We start from the raw sequence: 2,633 nt of genomic DNA, 5'->3' as shown, positions 1-2,633 counted from the left end.
GCATAAGGCCTGCCGTTCAGCGTCATTGTGCCGGCGAGCGGCTGGCGCACGCCAAAGAGAGTCTCGGCAAGCGCCGTCTTGCCGACGCCGACGAGGCCGGTGATGGCAACGACCTCGCCGTCGCCGAGCGTCAGCGAGATCGGCCGGGCGCCCGGCGCAATGCGCAGACCCTCGATCGTCAGGACTCCCTTGGCCGAATTCCTGACGACGATCTGGTCGAGATGGATCTTGCGGCCGAGCATGGCGTTGACCGCGCCTTCATAGTCGAGCGGTTTCTTGTCGAAAATGCCTGAGATGATCCCGTCACGCATCGAGACGATGCGATCGGCCAGCCGCCTGATGTCCGACATACGATGCGAGATGTAGAGGATCGCCACGCCCTGCTCGCGCAGCCTGTCGATCAGCGCGAACAGCCGGTCGGCCTCGGCGCTGGACAGCGATGAGGTCGGCTCGTCGAGGATCAGCACTTTCGGCTTGTGCGCCAGCGCGCGGGCAATCGCCACCATCTGGCGATCGGCCAGCGACAGATCGCTCACCCGCGCCTTCAAATCGATGGCCAGCCCCATGCGGTCGGCAACCGCCTTGGCCTCCCGCCGCACGCGCATTGGGTTGAATAGGGTCGGCGCGCCGCTGCCGCTCAGCCGGTCGAGGGTCAGGTTGGTGGCGACGTCGAGGTCGGCGACGACACCGTCGTTGATATTCTGGTGCACGGTGACGACGCCGGCGCGGATCGCTTCGGCCGGGGTTTTCGGTGCGAAATCCTGGTCGGCGAGCGCCATCGTGCCGCCGCCGCGTTCGTAGACACCGGAGATGATCTTGACGAGGGTGGATTTGCCGGCGCCGTTGGCGCCCATCAGCACGGTGACTTCGCCGGCATGCAATTCGACCGAGACGCCGCCTAGCACCTCGTTATGGCCAAAGGATTTCCTCAGTCCCTCTACGCGGAACACGGCATTGCCGACCATGCGTTCCTCCCTGACATGACGCTATGGGCTGCATCGGCAATTGTCAACACGATTGACAATTGCCAGATCGCTTCCTAGCTTGGCCCAGCCGCCACGCCTCCGTTATGTTCGGAGCGCATAAGCGGGAGGATGACGATGACTGAAAAATTGCCGTTCGAAGCACTATCGGTCGAAACCCTGGCTGCACGCCTTGGCGGCAACGAGGCGCTATGCGCGAAGATCGGCAAGGACACTGGCGCCTGGAAGGTTCGCGAGGTCGGCGACGGCAATCTCAACCTGGTGTTCATTGTCGAGGGCGCCAGCGGTGCAGCCGTGGTCAAGCAGGCCCTGCCCTATGTTCGCCTGGTCGGCGACAGCTGGCCGCTGCCGTTGAAGCGCTCCTTCTTCGAATATCACGCGCTGACCAGGCAAGAGGCGCGCGCGCCAGGCTCGGTGCCGGCGATCCATTATTTCGATGAAGGCCAGGCGCTGATCATCATGGAATATCTTGCGCCGCCGCACATCATCCTGCGCCGCGCCCTGATCGACGGCCGCCAGCTGCCGAACATTGCCCGGGATATCGGCCTGTTCATGGCCCGGACGCTGTTTCGCGGCTCCGACCTCCATATGGCCGCCAAGGACCGCAAGGCCGATCTGGCGCTGTTCGCCGACAATGTCGAGCTCTGCGACATCACCGAGAGCCTGGTGTTTTCCGACCCCTATTTCGACGCCAAGATGAACCGGCACACCTCGCCGCAGCTCGACGGCCTGGTCGCCGATCTGCGCGCCGACCGCGACCTCAAGGTCGAGGCGCAGCGGCTGAAGCACATCTTCGCCGCCAATGCCGAAACGCTGCTGCATGGCGATCTGCATTCCGGCTCGATCATGGTCACCGACAGCGAAACCCGGATGATCGATCCGGAGTTCGCCTTCTACGGCCCGATGGCTTTCGACGTCGGCATGCTGCTTGCTAATTTCTGGATGTCGTTCTTCTCGCAACGCGGCCACGAGGAGGAGGGAAAGCGCGACGCCATGCGCGCCTATATGCTCGGTGTGACGGTCGAGACATGGTCAGTGTTCCGCGCCGAATTCTCGCATCTATGGCGCACCGAGCGCTCCGGCATGCTCTACCAAAAGAGCCTGTTCGAGGATCAGGGCGACAAGCTCGGTGCCGAGCAGGCGCTCGACCATGTTCTGCACCAGATGTGGACCGATCTGCTCGGCTTTGCCGGCATCGAGGTGCACAGGCGCATCCTCGGCCTCGCCCACAATGCCGATTTCGAGACCATTGCCGATGAGGATTTGCGCGCCAGTTGTGAGGCAAAGGCGCTGAAATTCGGCCGTCACCTCGCCGTCAACCGGCGCCAGATCCACAGCATCGACGAGGTCAACCAACTGGCCGCGCTGATCGAACAGGAGAGCAGCATTTGAACGTCGGCGACCGCCACTATCGCACCATCTGGCTGAGCGACGACGGCCGTTCGGTCGATATCATCGACCAGCGCTGGCTGCCGCACGATTTCCGCATCGAGACGATCGGCACGCTCGACGGCATCGCCACCGCCATCCGCGACATGTGGGTACGCGGCGCGCCGCTGATCGGCGTCACCGCTGCCTACGGCGTCGCCATGCAGATGGCTGACGATCCGTCGGATGCAGCGCTCGATGCCGTGTGGGAGACCCTGCACG

At 63.7% G+C, this 2,633-nt stretch carries 2 protein-coding genes and 1 pseudogene; 2 read left to right on the top strand and 1 reads right to left on the bottom strand.

All coding sequences use genetic code 11. The annotated features are described in order from the left end of the window. The coding region (locus EN750_RS28295; RefSeq protein WP_145967979.1) for an ATP-binding cassette domain-containing protein at positions 1-965 on the bottom strand (965 nt) is incomplete at its 3' end. A 135-nt stretch (positions 966-1,100) separates the two neighbouring features. Here EN750_RS28295 and mtnK point away from each other — a divergent pair. Together mtnK and EN750_RS28285 are read left to right on the top strand one after the other, a co-directional pair. Then, on the top strand, positions 1,101-2,375 hold the full coding sequence (mtnK, locus tag EN750_RS28290) for an S-methyl-5-thioribose kinase (RefSeq protein ID WP_127398701.1): 1,275 nt from the start codon (positions 1,101-1,103) through the stop codon (positions 2,373-2,375). Further along, positions 2,372-2,633: pseudogene (locus EN750_RS28285) on the top strand (S-methyl-5-thioribose-1-phosphate isomerase); the annotation flags it as partial. The gene mtnK and the pseudogene EN750_RS28285, both read left to right, overlap by 4 nt.

This window comes from Mesorhizobium sp. M7A.F.Ca.ET.027.03.2.1, assembly GCF_003999175.1.
Classification (GTDB): domain Bacteria; phylum Pseudomonadota; class Alphaproteobacteria; order Rhizobiales; family Rhizobiaceae; genus Mesorhizobium.
The sequence above is the reverse complement of the archived record's forward strand: the minus strand, read 5'-3'. Positions and strand labels throughout refer to the sequence as shown.